The sequence below is a fragment of the Nitrosomonas sp. genome (assembly GCA_031316255.1).
Taxonomy (GTDB): Bacteria; Pseudomonadota; Gammaproteobacteria; order Burkholderiales; family Nitrosomonadaceae; genus Nitrosomonas.
Window position 1 is genome coordinate 1,500,314 of sequence record JALDQW010000001.1, and the last position, 13,955, is coordinate 1,514,268.

The 13,955-nt window shown below is 46.2% G+C and carries 13 protein-coding genes; 12 read left to right on the plus strand and 1 reads right to left on the minus strand.

The genetic code is table 11. From position 1 onward, the window contains the following. Positions 1 to 4 precede the first annotated feature (4 nt). Entirely contained in the window at positions 5 to 481 is a 477-nt protein-coding gene (greA, locus tag MRK00_06770) for a transcription elongation factor GreA (protein MDR4517073.1), read from the plus strand. A gap of 15 nt (positions 482 to 496) precedes the next feature. Here the strand turns inward: greA and yhbY are convergent, their stop codons facing one another. Beyond that, positions 497 to 844: a ribosome assembly RNA-binding protein YhbY gene (gene yhbY / locus MRK00_06775; protein ID MDR4517074.1), complete on the minus strand. Its 348-nt coding sequence runs from the start codon at positions 842 to 844 to the stop codon at positions 497 to 499. A gap of 31 nt (positions 845 to 875) precedes the next feature. On the opposite strand from yhbY, the gene MRK00_06780 reads away from it, so the two are divergent. The 11 genes from MRK00_06780 to pstC all read left to right on the plus strand — a co-directional run bounded on the left by MRK00_06780 (position 876) and on the right by pstC (position 13,944). After that, a complete protein-coding gene (locus MRK00_06780) occupies positions 876 to 1,496 on the plus strand; it encodes an RlmE family RNA methyltransferase (GenBank protein MDR4517075.1) in 621 nt (206 codons plus the stop codon). 210 nt (positions 1,497 to 1,706) lie between these two features. Beyond that, on the plus strand, positions 1,707 to 3,605 hold the full coding sequence (gene ftsH, locus MRK00_06785; protein MDR4517076.1) for an ATP-dependent zinc metalloprotease FtsH: 1,899 nt from the start codon (positions 1,707 to 1,709) through the stop codon (positions 3,603 to 3,605). Positions 3,606 to 3,746: 141 nt separating this feature from the next. Beyond that, positions 3,747 to 4,541, plus strand: coding sequence for a dihydropteroate synthase (gene folP / locus MRK00_06790; protein MDR4517077.1), 795 nt, complete (start codon positions 3,747 to 3,749; stop codon positions 4,539 to 4,541). Between the two features lie 60 nt (positions 4,542 to 4,601). After that, complete coding sequence (gene glmM, locus MRK00_06795) at positions 4,602 to 5,969, plus strand: phosphoglucosamine mutase (GenBank protein MDR4517078.1); 1,368 nt, start codon at positions 4,602 to 4,604, stop codon at positions 5,967 to 5,969. A 133-nt stretch (positions 5,970 to 6,102) separates the two neighbouring features. Beyond that, complete coding sequence (locus tag MRK00_06800) at positions 6,103 to 7,104, plus strand: PstS family phosphate ABC transporter substrate-binding protein (protein MDR4517079.1); 1,002 nt, start codon at positions 6,103 to 6,105, stop codon at positions 7,102 to 7,104. Positions 7,105 to 7,462: 358 nt separating this feature from the next. Continuing rightward, positions 7,463 to 8,224: a hypothetical protein gene (locus MRK00_06805; GenBank protein MDR4517080.1), complete on the plus strand. Its 762-nt coding sequence runs from the start codon at positions 7,463 to 7,465 to the stop codon at positions 8,222 to 8,224. 295 nt (positions 8,225 to 8,519) lie between these two features. After that, positions 8,520 to 10,226: a hydroxylamine reductase gene (locus tag MRK00_06810; protein ID MDR4517081.1), complete on the plus strand. Its 1,707-nt coding sequence runs from the start codon at positions 8,520 to 8,522 to the stop codon at positions 10,224 to 10,226. After that, a complete protein-coding gene (haoB, locus tag MRK00_06815; protein ID MDR4517082.1) occupies positions 10,223 to 11,281 on the plus strand; it encodes a hydroxylamine oxidation protein HaoB in 1,059 nt (352 codons plus the stop codon). The genes MRK00_06810 and haoB overlap by 4 nt, the downstream gene beginning before the upstream one ends. Positions 11,282 to 11,426: 145 nt before the next feature. Continuing rightward, entirely contained in the window at positions 11,427 to 12,149 is a 723-nt protein-coding gene (locus tag MRK00_06820; GenBank protein ID MDR4517083.1) for a cytochrome c family protein, read from the plus strand. 12 nt (positions 12,150 to 12,161) lie between these two features. Continuing rightward, positions 12,162 to 12,782, plus strand: a complete 621-nt coding sequence (locus MRK00_06825; protein MDR4517084.1) for a NapC/NirT family cytochrome c — start codon at positions 12,162 to 12,164, stop codon at positions 12,780 to 12,782. 229 nt (positions 12,783 to 13,011) lie between these two features. Continuing rightward, positions 13,012 to 13,944: a phosphate ABC transporter permease subunit PstC gene (gene pstC / locus MRK00_06830; GenBank protein MDR4517085.1), complete on the plus strand. Its 933-nt coding sequence runs from the start codon at positions 13,012 to 13,014 to the stop codon at positions 13,942 to 13,944. The last annotated feature ends 11 nt before the right edge of the window (positions 13,945 to 13,955 follow it).

The following is a 13,955-nucleotide window of genomic DNA, read 5'->3' on the forward strand; positions in this document are numbered from 1 at the left end:
AATAATGGTTACGATTCCTTTAACTGTGGCGGGCGCAGAAGCGCTTCGTAAGGAATTACATGAGATGAAAACGGTGCATCGCCCTGCTGTTATTGAGGCAATTGCAGAAGCCCGCGCACATGGCGATCTTTCTGAAAATGCCGAATATGATGCTGCCAAGGAGAAACAAGGCTTTATTGAAGGGCGAATTGCGGATCTGGAAAGCAAGCTGTCCAGTGCGCAAATTATCGATCCGGCGCTCATCAATGCGGATGGTGCTTGTGTTTTTGGCGCAACCGTTGAGCTTGAAGATTTGCAAAATGGTCAGAGCGTGACCTATCAGATCGTTGGTGACGATGAGGCCGATATCAAGGATGGGAAAATCTCGATCAGTTCGCCGACCGCGCGCGCTTTGATCGGTAAATATGAAGGTGATATCGCAGAAGTTCAGGCGCCAGGTGGTATTCGGGAGTATGAAATCCTAAGTGTTAAATATATTTGATTTCTGAATAAATTATCAGTCTTGATAACTGCGTTTGGTACGACGCGGTTCGCGTTTTTGTTTTTTAACCGTTTTCTTCTGCTTGTTTTCTTCAGGAGCGGGCCGGTAAATAACAAAAGTCTTGCCGATATGCTGGATAGGTGCGGCATTAAGTGCTTTGCAGATTTTTTCGAGTACTAATTTTCTTTCATTGCGGTCGTCTAGATGTACTTTAACTTTAATTAATTCATGGCTTAGCAACCCACGATCGAGCTCTTCCAGAACGCTATCTGTGAGCCCGGCTTTACCGATAATTACTACAGGATTCAGCGCATGCCCTTGAGCAGCTAACTGGCGACGTTGTACAACATTCAAAGTTAACATGAGTCTTACTCAAAATATCTGATTTTACTCGATGAGGCGTACTAAAACCAGCAATGCATGGATGCATGAACATGTTAACGATATCTATGTAAAGTTAGCCAATAAAGAAGGTTTTCGCTCACGTGCTGCTTACAAATTACTTGAAATTGATGAGCGCGATCATTTGTTTAAAGAAGGAATGGTGATTATTGATCTCGGTGCGGCACCGGGGAGCTGGTCCCAGGTTGCTTTGCATAAGGTGGGATGCAAAGGTAAAGTGATTGCTCTGGATATGCTGGAAATGCAGCCATTACCGGGTGTGACTTTTGTACAGGATAATTTTCAAGAAGAAAGTGCTATCATTGAGTTGGATCAGATACTGGCAGGAAGTAAGCCGGATCTTGTTCTTTCGGATATGGCGCCCAATATAAGTGGTATCGGTGTATGTGATCAGGCGCGCAGTATGTATCTGGCGGAGTTGGCTTTGGATTTTGCGATGAGAAAACTGAACTACGGTGGAAGTTTTTTGGTCAAAATTTTTCAAGGCAGTGATTTCGATCAATTTTTACGGGAAATGCGCGATGGATTTAATAAGGTTATGATACGGAAACCGAAGGCTTCTCGTGATCGCAGTTCTGAAGTTTATTTGTTAGGACTTGAAAAGAAACGTTAATTTAAGCAGAATTAAAAAACAAATTGTCTGAATAAATAAATATTGATAACACGAACTTAATTTATATAATTATTAATCTATATTTGATGTTGCCATTCGGTTTTAATTAAAACCGAAAGTTGGAAATTTGAGCCGTTTGGTGTAAAAAGACTAGATAAAATTTTAAAAGGTGCAAACCAAGGAGCTATTTTGAATAATTTGATTAAAAATATGGCCATTTGGCTTGTTATTGCACTCATTTTGATGACGGTATTTAACCAATTCAGTGTGCGACAGCAAGCGCAGGTGCCGATTGATTACTCGCAGTTTATTTCTGATTTAAATCGTGGCCGTATTGCAAAGGTAGTGATTGATGGCCGCACCTTGAGGGGAACCAATACAGATGGCGCGCGTTTTACAACTTTTGCGCCATCAGATCCATGGCTGGTTAGCGATTTGCTAAAAGCAGGTGTTGTGATAGAAGCAAAGCCTGAAGAAGAACCATCAATGTTAATGAGTATTTTCATTTCATGGTTCCCAATGTTGCTGCTGATCGCAGTATGGATTTTTTTCATGCGCCAAATGCAGGGCGGTGGTCGTAATGGCGGCGCATTCTCATTTGGTAAAAGCAAGGCCCGTATGTTGGACAAATCTCAGAATCCAGTGACATTCAATGATGTCGCCGGGTGCGAGGAAGCCAAGGAAGAAGTTGCGGAGCTTGTTGAGTTTCTGCGCGACCCTACCAAGTTTCAAAAACTGGGGGGGCGTATTCCTCGTGGTGTGTTGATGGTGGGCAGCCCGGGTACGGGTAAAACACTATTGGCGCGCGCGATTGCGGGGGAAGCGCAGGTTCCTTTCTTCAGTATTTCCGGTTCGGATTTTGTGGAAATGTTTGTCGGTGTGGGTGCATCTAGAGTCCGTGATATGTTTGAACAAGCCAAAAAGCATGCGCCATGCATCATTTTTATCGATGAAATTGATGCGGTTGGTCGACAGCGTGGTGCAGGATTGGGTGGCGGTAACGATGAACGCGAACAGACGCTCAATCAATTGCTTGTGGAAATGGACGGTTTTGAAGGTGCGCTGGGCGTTATCGTGATTGCAGCAACCAACCGGCCTGATGTGCTTGATCCTGCATTGTTGCGTCCTGGACGCTTTGACAGGCAGGTGACCGTTCCATTGCCCGATATACGTGGACGTGAGCAGATTCTCAATGTGCATATGCGCAAAGTCCCGCTGGCTCCTGATGTGAAAGCTGACGTTCTGGCACGTGGAACACCGGGTATGTCAGGTGCTGATCTGGCCAATTTGGTTAACGAAGCGGCTTTATTTGCAGCACGTAAAAACAAACGCCTGGTGGATATGGAAGACTTCGAGAACGCCAAAGACAAGATATTTATGGGTGCCGAAAGGAGATCCGTAGTCATGCCTGAGCATGAGCGCAAGAACACGGCCTACCATGAATCGGGGCATGCGGTTGTAGCATATCTTTTGCCTAAAACGGATCCGGTGCATAAAGTAACGATTATCCCAAGAGGGCGTGCATTGGGTGTCACAATGCAACTGCCAACCGAAGATCGTTTCAGCATGGAAAAAGAGGAAATCTTGCAAAGACTGTCGGTTATGTTTGGCGGGCGTATTGCTGAAGAAGTATTTATGCATCAAATGACAACAGGCGCTTCAAATGACTTTGAGCGTGCAACTGAACTGGCGCGTCAGATGGTTACTCAATGGGGTATGACTGATTCGCTTGGCCCTATGGTGTACGGTGAGAATGAAGGGGAAGTTTTTCTCGGTCGATCTGTTACTACCCATAAGAACATGAGTGAAGCAACCATGCAAAAGGTCGACGCTGAGATTCGTCGGATTGTGGACGAACAGTATGCGCTTGCACGAAAATTGATTGAGGAAAACAAGGATAAGATTGAAGCCATGACACAGGCCTTACTGGAATGGGAAACCATTGACAGCAATCAGATCAAAGATATTATGGAAGGACGTCCTCCGCGTGCGCCTAAACCGCCTCAGTCTATGGAAGGGCCAGCTGCAGAAGAAGCAGCTTCCACAGAAGAAGATACAGGTGAAGCAGATACGCCACCACAAGGCGTTGCCAAGGAGAGTGCTGAATAGTGCGTTTTAATTAATTCTCGACGGGGTTATTTGGGCGGGGTACGATTAATAGATCGTATCCCGTTTTCATTTGTTTTCGATATCCTAATAATGGCATTGAGCGTTTCCCATCCTATTCATACTTCCAAAAAGCCACTTGTTATGGGGGTTGTCAATGTAACACCGGATTCATTCTCGGATGGGGGTCTGTATTTTTCAATAGACGATGCCATTGACCATGCCAGAAAGCTGATTGAGGAAGGTGCGGATATCCTCGATATTGGTGGCGAGTCAACCCGTCCGGGCAGTTCTGCTGTCAGCGTTGATGAGGAATTGAAACGTGTTATGCCAATTCTTGAAGCATTGGTGGATGAGGATGTATTGGTTTCAGTGGATACGTCCAAACCTGAAGTGATGCGACAGGCAATTGCTGTTGGTGTTGATATTATTAATGATGTCAATGCGTTACGTGAGCCCGGCGCATTAGAAGTGGTTGCGGCAGATGATCGGGTACTATTTTGCTTGATGCATATGCAAGGCAGTCCTGCTAATATGCAAATAAACCCGCAATACTCCAACATTGTTAACAATGTCTATGAGTTCTTGCAGGCGCGTATTCAGGCAACGGCTGCACTGGGTATTTCCCGGCAACGCCTGCTTATTGATCCTGGTTTTGGTTTTGGAAAAAAATTGCACCATAATCTTGCGCTTCTAAACGACTTGAAAAAATTAACGGAATTGAATGTGCCTATTTTGGTTGGGTTGTCACGAAAATCAATGTTGGGCGCAATTACGGGTAATGCAGTCGGTCAGCGTATTCATGAAAGTATTGCAGCGGCGTTAATTGCGGTCGCCAATGGCGCGAGAATTGTGCGTGTACATGATGTAAAGGCAACAAAGGATGCTTTGACTTTTTATTCTGCTGTGCAAGCTGCAAATAATCATGAGCAGTCATAACACTAAAGTATCAGCATAAATCGATATCTTTTTTTCAATCACTAATAAATATTTAAGCCATTGATTAAAAAATTATTTGGAACAGACGGTATTCGGGGGCGCGTTGGAGAAGACCCAATTACGCCAGATCGTATTCTAAATTTGGGTTATTCCGCAGGTAAGGTGCTGGCTGCCAAAGACTGGCATCTGGCCGCAGGTGAGCGTCCCGCAGTATTAATTGGTAAAGATACGCGTGTGTCGGGTTATATGCTGGAGTCAGCGCTGGAAGCGGGCCTGTCAGCCGCAGGGGTGGATGTGCTGCTGTCCGGTCCGATGCCGACATCAGCAATTGCCTATTTGATTCGTGCGCTAAGATTACAAGCCGGGATTGTTATTTCGGCATCGCATAATCTGTTTGAAGATAATGGCGTTAAATTCTTTTCTGCTGAGGGAACAAAGCTGCCGGATGAAATTGAGCAACAGATTGAGGCAGAAATCAACTCGCCGATAAAAACAATGCCTTCCGCGCAGTTGGGTAAAGTGCAACGACTTAAAGATGCCAGTGGGCGGTATATTGAATTCTGTAAAAGTACTTTTCCCTACCATCTTGATTTGAGAGGTTTAAGAATCGTGGTTGACTGTGCGAATGGTGCGACATACAACATTGCTGGCCATGTGTTTCATGAACTTGGAGCCGATGTGGTGACAATCGGCGACAAGCCTAATGGTTTAAACATCAATCTTGAGTGCGGGGCAACGCATTGTTCAACTTTACAAGAAGCGGTTAAATTGAACCGCGCTGATCTAGGTATCGCGCTCGATGGCGATGGCGATCGGGTCATGATGGTTGATGATAAAGGGGTGTTATACGATGGAGATCAGTTGATTTATGTCATTACGCAACATCGTCGCCAGGCTGGGTTGATGAGAGGCGGTGTTGTCGGCACATTGATGACAAATATGGCAATAGAAAATCGACTCAAGAATCTGAGCGTTCCGTTTCTTAGGGCAAAGGTTGGGGATCGCCATGTGATGACGCTTTTGCGCGAAAAAAATTGGTATATCGGTGGGGAAAGCTCCGGACATATTATCTGCATGGATAAACATACTACGGGTGATGGAATAATTTCAGCGTTGCAGGTCTTATATGCGCTTCGGGACAGGGAACTTACCCTGGCTGAGGCTTTGAAGGAAATTACGCTTTATCCGAATTACCTCATCAATGTTAAAGTGGCGAAACCATTTGATGTCGAGAATCAACAGGAAATCCAGGCTATGGTTAAAGCAGCAGAAGCCGATTTGAATACCCAAGGACGTGTTTTGTTGCGTGCTTCCGGAACCGAACCTGTGATACGTGTTATGGTGGAAGGAGAATCTGATCAGAAAGTGAAACACTGGGCTGAAGAGATTGCGGTTGCAGTGCAAAAAAAATGTAATCAGATTGATTGATAGAGGCGAGCTCAGGCACATAATTAAAGTTGCTTGTCACGAAATTGTAATAATACTGTCATACAATTTGATTCTTAGATAACAAGAAAAAATTATATACATTTTGCTAAAATTTTTAATTTGGAGCACATGGATGTTGAGTTTAATGCGTTTGAAAGGGCTTATCGTCATACTGGTTTCATGTTGTTTTCTGTTGAGTGTGAATGTAAGTGCGAGTCCAATAGTCAGAATTGATGGTTCTAGTACGGTATATCCGATTATTGAAGCAGTAGCAGAGGATTTTCAAATCGCCAAGCGGGGTGCCGTGCGGGTTACTGTTGGAATTTCAGGAACTGGCGGAGGTTTTAAGAAATTTTGTCGAGGTGAACTGGATGTCGTTAATGCCTCTCGGCCTATTACACAACTGGAAATGGAGGCCTGTAAGAAGGCTGGCGTGCAATATATAGAAATGCCGATTGCTATTGATGCGTTAACGGTAGTCATTAACCCAAGAAATACTTGGAGTAAAACCATGACCGTGGATGAGCTCAAGCAATTCTGGGAACCAGAGGCCCAAGGAAAGATTATGAACTGGAATCAGGTCAACTCTTCGTGGCCGGATAGAAATGTTAAACTTTTTGGCCCGGGCGCGGACTCGGGTACCTTTGAGTATTTTACTGAAGCTGTGGTCGGTAGGGCAAAATCAAGCCGGGGTGATTTTACAGCTTCTGAAGATGACAATGTCTTAGTGCAAGGCGTTGCCAGTGACATGTATGCGCTAGGCTTCTTCGGGTTTGCTTATTATATTGAGAATAAAAACAAAATTACTGCAGTTGCAGTTGATAGCGGTAACGGCGGTGTAATCCCATCTGCCGAAACTGTGGAAAATGGCAGTTATCAACCATTATCGAGACCTGTTTTTGTTTATATTAATGCCCGGTCAACCAGCAAGCCAGAGATACAGGATTTTGTGAAATTTTTTATGGAAAATGCGGCTGCACTGGTAACCGAAGTCAAATATTTTCCACTATCGTCTACCGTGTATATCCAGAATTTGGAGAACATGAAAAACAACAAATTGGGTACGGTATTTAGCGGTGAATCAGAAGTCGGGGTTAACATAGAAGAAGTAATGAAACATGAAGCGCGTTTGTAGTTTATGCGCGTGAAGAAAACGTAGTCGATTATGCGGGTTATTCATGTTGATCGTGACCCCGCTAAGAGAAGACCGCTGATTGGTTTGGTAAGTTTTTAAAACGTTACTAAATGAATTGGCGGTTTTGCTTTGCGCGTTTAAATAAAATACTGAATCGGTTGAGGTGATGGAAGTGCCAGCTTTGTTTGCAAATGGAATGTTAATTCATTATATGGAAATAAAAAGGAATCCGGCGAATTCGGTTTAATATTCTGAAATTTTTGTTATACAATTCCAAAATGAGTTATTCGAGCAGCATTGCTGAGCGTAAAACAAAAAAGTAAAAGAAGAAGTGATCATTGAAAAAATTGGAGAGAATATGAAGGAAATAAGTGGATGGGTAACAAAATTGGGCGGTGCTGTTCTAATTGCGACGTTGGCGCTGCCTGCACATGCGCAGTTAATGCTTGCTCACGAAGGACATCATGATGCCGGCGGCTGTGAAATCAAAGGTGGTGAATTTCCTATAGCGTTTAGTGGTTATGAAGTGCCTGAAGGCGACATTCCGCCGCTCCATTCTTTCTGCAAAAATATTCCAACTCCCGGTAAGGTGCAATTAACCGTAGAGCTCTCGGATTGGGATTCACGCGAGATACCACTTGCCGTACGTCTGGTGGAGGCTGGTCATGGAGGGCATGGTGGTCATGGTGGACATGCAAAAAAAACAGCGTCATCTGATAGTGCTGCGAGCAAAAAAGACGATGTAGATCACGCGGGTCATGACATGCACGATCATGAAGATCATGTCATGGAGCATGATGGTCCGGGAGGAGTTGATCCGAGTGCAGCAGAACACGGTATTAATTACATTCCATATATGAAACACCCATCGGGCATCATTGTTGTTTCTGCTGATCTGAAAAGAGGTAATTATGAGATTTTGTTAGAAAGAAAGGATGAGGCAGGTAATGTGGTCGTAGCTGGGCGAGTGCCGTTTGCTATTGGTGGCAGTGGTGGCGGTCATGGCGGACACGGAGGCGGTTTTGGCGTAATAGAAATTGGATTGGTTGCAGTCATAATCGGTGGTGCCGCATTCTTTTTCATGCGTCGTAAAAAAGCTGAGGAAGAAAGCAAATCGTAATTTTTTGATTGCAGTAAGTGGCAAGCTTGCTTTGTTCCCGCTTATGGGTGAAAGGGTACGCACAAACTTCTTGACAGTGTTAAGGTGACTGAGTAGTCTAGGGGAGCGAAGGAAGGTAGGGCAAGTGCGTTGAATTGGGGTTCGGATACTGGAAGGGAATTTGCATATTTATGCGTGGGATTGGGAGGTATGCGCGAGGTATGTTGGGTATTTGGAAGCGCAATTGTTGCACTGAAGAGAAGAAGAAAGAAGTAAAAATAAAACTGGAAATAACAGAAAGACAAAGGAGAGAGAGATGATTTCCAAGGTATGGCTAAGATTGGTCATGTTTGTAAGTGCATTTGCGCTGGCGGGTGCGGTACAGGCGATACCAAGTGTTCCTGACGTGACGTATGAAGCACTGGGTATAGACAGAGGTGCGAGTCCGAAGGAGTTGCATGAAGCATTGGTGAAGCGTTATAAGGATCCTGAGCAAGGCGCGGGCAAGGGCACGATGGGTGATTACTGGGAGCCGATTCCGTTGAGCAGATACATGGATCCTGCGACATTTTATGAGCCGCCGACCTCGATGAGAGACAAAGCGGATCGTAAAGAGTGTGTGGAATGTCACTCGGACGAATCGCCGGTATGGGTCAACGCATGGAAGAAGAGTACCCATGCGAATCTGGACAAAGTGCGTGCATTAAAGCCAAGCGATCCGACATTTTACAAGAAAGGCAAGCTTGAAGACGTAGAGAAGAATCTGCGTTCGATGGGTTACCTGAAGGAAGGCGAGCAGCTGAAGGAAGTGAGTTGTATAGATTGCCATGCTGGGATCAACGAGCAGGGCAAGATAGATCACAGCAAAGACCTGATCATGCCGACGGCGGATGTATGCGGCAAATGTCACTTGCAGGAATTTGCGGAACGCGAATCAGAGCGTGACACGCTGATCTGGCCGAACGGACAGTGGCCAGATGGACGTCCATCGCATGCGCTGGACTACAAGGCGAACGTAGAGACCACGGTATGGGCGGCGATGCCACAACGTGAAGTAGCCGAAGGCTGTACCATGTGTCACATGAACCAGAACAAATGCGACACCTGTCATACCCGTCATGAATTCTCAGCGGCGGAATCTCGTAAGCCGGAAGCCTGCGCGACCTGTCACAGTGGTGTAGACCACAACAACTGGGAAGCGTATTCCATGTCCAAGCACGGCAAGATGGTAGCGATGCTGGGCAATAGCTGGAACTGGGAAGTTCAACTCTCGGATGCATACAGCAAAGGTGGCCAGACAGCACCGACCTGTGCGGGCTGTCACATGGAATTTGAAGGCGAATACGCGCACAACATGGTGAGAAAGATTCGCTGGGCGAACTATCCATTTGTACCTGGGATAGCAGAGAACATCAACAGCGAATGGTCAGAAGAGAGACTGGATGCATGGGTAGTAACCTGTACTCAGTGTCACTCAGAGCGTTTTGCACGTTCGTATCTGGATCTGATGGACAAAGGCACCTTGCAAGGTCTGGCGAAATACCAGGATGCACATGCAGTAGTCGAGAAGCTGTACAACGAAGGTTTGCTGGCAGGACAGAAGACCAACCGTCCGAATCCACCGGCACCGGAGAAACCGGGATTCATGATCTTCACGCAATTATTCTGGTCGCAAGACAACAACCCGGCCTCGATGGAGTTGAAAGTGCTCGAGATGGGTGAAAACGACCTGGCTAAAATGCACGTTGGTCTTGCACACGTCAATCCAGGCGGTTGGACCTACACCGAAGGCTGGGGACCGATGAACCGGGCGTACGTTGAAGTACAAGACGAAAACTTCCGGATTCGGGAAATGGTCGCGTTAAAAGAACGTGTTGCCAAACTCGAAGGCAAACGCACCAGCTTACTGGATCTGGACGGTACAGCAGAGAAAATCTCGTTGGGCGGTTTAGGTGGCGGCATGCTGCTGGCAGGCACATTAGCCTTGGCAGGATGGCGTAAACGTAAGCAAAGCGAAGCTTGATACCCGCAGAGACGACCGGCCGCGACACGCAAGTGAAGCGGTCGGGGGATAAACTACTCCCGTCATTAGGCATACTCCTGGTGACGGGAGGTTTGGTTTTTCTGGGGTGGTTTGCGTACTTATGGTTTGAACCGGTAGCGGCACCGTATCAGTACCAGAAGCAATCCTCAGGGAATCCGCAGCAGTATCCCGAATTGGAACTGGATGCGTGGCCTGAACTTGAAATCAGCCGGTATGACGTCATCGTTCCGGATGTTGAAAAGCCCATAGCGCAGGCAACAGTAGCGCAACGGGACGGCGCAGCGCCGGTGCTGGTCAAATGGGAGAACCACAGCAAAGAAACCCTGCACGCATTAGACTGGAAATCATCCGAACTGAGTGCGCTGGCCAAAGCCATTGGCCAATACGCAGAAAAAGATGCGCTCATCTTAGCCTGGTGGGACATCTCGCAACAGATCAACCTGTTGAGCGGACACGAAACCCTGTTCACCAGCCACCTGAACGAACCTTTAATCATACCGCAGCACTGGTATGAATATATGGACGCCATAGATGCGTATGAACAGGCGTTCTGGCAAAGCAAACCCAGCCAAAGCGAACTGGAGCAATTCGAGCGATTTAGCCGGGCGCTGACAGCCAAAGCGGAAGAAGGCGTAGCCCAACTTCGCAGCCTCGTTGGAACGGACCGGGAAGCCTACATCATCGTTCATGTTACAGACCTGTATAAACTGGGTCTCATGTACCCGGATAAAATTGGCGTTGCCTACCAGAACTTTCCAATGACGGGCAACATCCATGGCATGATCAACCACATGAAAGTACAACTCAAGGAAAACGACTTTGACACCTATACCCTGCAATCGATAACCGATACGCAAATCAGAGTCTACTTTCTGAGCGACGCACAAAGCAGTGAAACCCTGCTGGCGCGAATGCTGCCGTTCACAGACAAAGACGCGCCGATGGAACTGGAAGCACTGCAACTGGTATACCAGCAGGGCGGTTACTGGGTATACAAAATTCCGGGCAACGAAAGCGATGGATTGATACAATAAAGACAGCGTAGACAGAGACAGCTAAAATAAGCAACAACAAGAACAAAAAAAGCACGCGGCATCCATATAAGCATTTACACAAACGGGTGATCGCGTACAATACGCGGCTTAAGAACTTGAAATAAGAAAAGTACAAGGAGGAAGGATGAAACACCCAATAACGTACGTACTGGCTATACTCGCGACATTTGTGTTTTTCACGGGGACAGCGGTAGCGGATTTTGAGGGGCGGCAGAAATGCAGCTCATGCCACAAATCACAAGGTAAATCATGGCGCGAGACAGCGCATGCCAAAGCGATGGAATCGCTGAAGGCAGGCGAGCGCAAGGAAGCGAAAGAAAAAGCAGGCCTTGACCCAGACAAGGACTACACCAAAGACAAAGACTGCGTAGGCTGCCATGTTGATGGCTGGGAGCAGAGAGGAGGATACACCATAGAGCGGCCGAGACGTCAACTGGCGGCAGTAGGGTGTGAATCCTGCCATGGTGCTGGCAAAAGATACAGGGGCGATCACCGAAAAGGCGGGCAGCAATTTGAAAGAACAGGCAGGACCACCGAGCGCAAGCGACTGGCGGACAGAGGTCAGGACTTTCATTTTGAAGAAGCGTGTGCGGGGTGTCACCTGAACTATGAAGGTTCGGGCTGGAAAGGCACGAAAGCACCCTATACGCCATTCACACCAGAAGTTGATGAGAAATACCGGTTTGACTTTGACAAAATGGTAAAAGACGACAGTGCGATGCATGCGCACTACAAACTGGATGGTGCATTTGTCGGCGAACCGAAATTCAAGTTTCACGATGAATTCCAGGCCAACGCCCAAGAGGGTGAGAAAGGCGACGAAGACGACGATGACGATGATGATTAACAGGAGACCTGAATGACTGCATTACAAAAAGGAGCGATAGGCACCCTGTTAACGGGGGCGTTACTGGGGATCGTTCTGGTGGGTATAGTATTTGGCGGAGAGGCGGCGTTATCGACAGAAGAATTCTGTACGAGCTGTCACTCGATGACGTATACCCAGGACGAGCTGAGAGAATCGACCCACTATGGGGCATTGGGAGTCAATCCTGGGTGTAAGGACTGTCATATACCGCAGGGATTCAAGAACTTTCATTTGGCGGTTTATACTCATGTAGTAGATGGTGCGCGGGAATTATGGCTGGAGCTGGTGAATGATTACTCGACGTTGGAGAAGTTTAACGAACGTCGGTTAATCATGGCGCATGATGCGCGGATGAACCTGAAGAAATGGGACAGTGTGACGTGTCGTGATTGTCATAAGAATCCGGATCCACCTGGAGAGGATGCACAGGCTGCGCATAAGAAGATGGAAACAGAGGGAGCGACGTGTATAGATTGTCATCAGAACCTGGTGCATGAAGAAGCCCCGATGACGGATCTTGATGCGAGTCTTGCTCAGGGCAAGATGGTATTGAAGGCCGATGAAGATGATGACTGGGATGATGACGATGATGACTGGGATGATGATTATTAAATTATTGTCATAAAACCGTAGCAATTCTGGAGTTAAAATAAATGCTCCAGAATTGCTTATTAATCATTCTAATTTGATGGATATTCAAGTTCGGTTTTAGCAGAATATAAACAGCACTGTATATTTAAGCAATTTAACTTAAACAAAACGTAAGATGATAGTGGCGTTTTAAAAGTTACAGGACAGTGTTTTTTAATAAAAAGTACCCGAATTTATTAAACAAATCCTTGTGTCAAAAGAGTTGTCTAAAAAGAAAAATTATGTAGGTAGACTAGGGTATAGCTACCGACGTAATTTGCACGAACGATTTATAGAATCGATTTTATTCCTGTCTGCTATGCTCTCTGTCTTTATTATGCTCGCAATCATTGTGATGCTGGTAAAGGAATCAGTCGTATTTTTTCAACATGTCTCGATTTGGGAATTTCTCACTGACACACAGTGGACTCCCCTCTTTGATGACGCGCATTATGGAATTTTGCCGTTGGTATCGGGAACTGTCGTTAGTTCCATGGTTGCGCTATGCGTTGCATTGCCTTTGGGTACGATTATTGCAATATATCTTTCTGAATTTGCGCCTTTTGCTGTACGTGAAGTCGCAAAACCATTTTTGGAGTTACTCGGTGGGGTGCCTACGGTGGTATATGGCTATTTTGCCCTCCTATTTGTTACACCGTTACTGCAAATGATTTTTCCTGAACTGCCAGGTTTCAGCTTGTTGTCGGCGGGCTTGGTGATGGGAATTATGATCATTCCCTATGTCAGTTCAATGACTGAAGATGCAATGCGGGCAGTGCCAATGCATTTGAGAGAAGGCTCTTATGCAATGGGCGCTACACGCTTTCAGACGGCTATTCGTGTAGTTATGCCAGCCGCGTTTTCTGGGATTGCAGCTGCTTATATTCTGGGTATTTCAAGAGCGGTGGGCGAAACCATGGTGGTTGCAATTGCAGCAGGTATGCAGCCAAACTTGACGTGGAATCCCATGGAACCAGCCGCAACGATAACTGCATACATCGTTCAGGTCAGTTTGGGGGATTTGCCACATGGGAGCGTAGGATACCAGACCATTTTTGCAGCAGGCCTGACGTTGTTATTGATAACACTTGTATTTAACATCATTGGACATCTGTTACGTAAACGTTACAGAGAAATTTACTAAGATTTGATCAT